The sequence below is a fragment of the Streptococcus suis genome, assembly GCF_002960445.1.
Taxonomy (GTDB): Bacteria; Bacillota; Bacilli; order Lactobacillales; family Streptococcaceae; genus Streptococcus; species Streptococcus hyiners.
Genome location: NZ_POJD01000306.1, coordinates 1 through 792, shown reverse-complemented (window position 1 = coordinate 792; position 792 = coordinate 1). Strand labels below are relative to the sequence as shown.

Below are 792 nucleotides of genomic sequence, written 5' to 3'. Positions count from 1 at the left end.
ATTCCCTTTAGTAACGTGTAACTTTCCAAATTTAAAAAAGCGACTCATAGAATTATTTCCTCCCGTTAAATAATAGATAACTATTAAAAATAGACAATACTTGCTCATAAGTAACGGTACTTAAATTGTTTACTTTGGCGTGTTTCATTGCTTGATGAAACTGATTTTTAGTAAACAGTTGACGATATTCTCGATTGACCCATTTTGAAACAAAGTACGTATATAGCTTCCAATATTTATCTGGAACATCTGTGGTATGGCGGGTAAGTTTTATTAAGACACTGTTTACTTTTGGTTTAGGATGAAAGCATTCCGCTGGCAGCTTAAGCAATTGCTGAATCGAGACTTGAGTGTGCAAGAGCAACCCTAGTGTTCGGTGAATATCCAAGGTACGCTTGTAGAATCCTTCTTCAACAATCAGATAGATGTCAGACGCATGGCTTTCAAAAACCACTTTTTTAATAATTTGTGTGCTTAAATGGTAAGGAATATTCCCAACAATTTTATACCTCTGTTTGTTAGGGAATTGAAACTGTAGAATATCTTGGTGAATTAAAGTGACACGAGTGTTCAGTTTTAATTTTTCTGACGATAAGTTGAATAGATGACTGTCTAATTCAATAGACGTTACCTGTTTACTTATTTTAGCCAGTTTCGTCGTTAAATGCCCTTTACCTGTTCCAATTTCGTAAACGGTATCGGTTTCTTTTAAATTCAATTGTTTTATTATTTGGTTGAGTACTTTTTCACTCGTTAAAAAGTTTTGAGAATATTTTATATTTTTGTTCATGT

At 33.1% G+C, this 792-nt stretch carries 1 protein-coding gene and 1 pseudogene; both read right to left on the bottom strand.

The features are described 5' to 3' along the window. A pseudogene (locus tag C1G53_RS13425) lies at positions 1–78 on the bottom strand (rRNA adenine methyltransferase); the annotation flags it as partial. Next, complete coding sequence (gene erm(B) / locus C1G53_RS10965) at positions 53–790, bottom strand: 23S rRNA (adenine(2058)-N(6))-methyltransferase Erm(B) (RefSeq protein ID WP_002321849.1); 738 nt, start codon at positions 788–790, stop codon at positions 53–55. The gene erm(B) and the pseudogene C1G53_RS13425, both read right to left, overlap by 26 nt. Between the last annotated feature and the right edge of the window lie 2 nt (positions 791–792).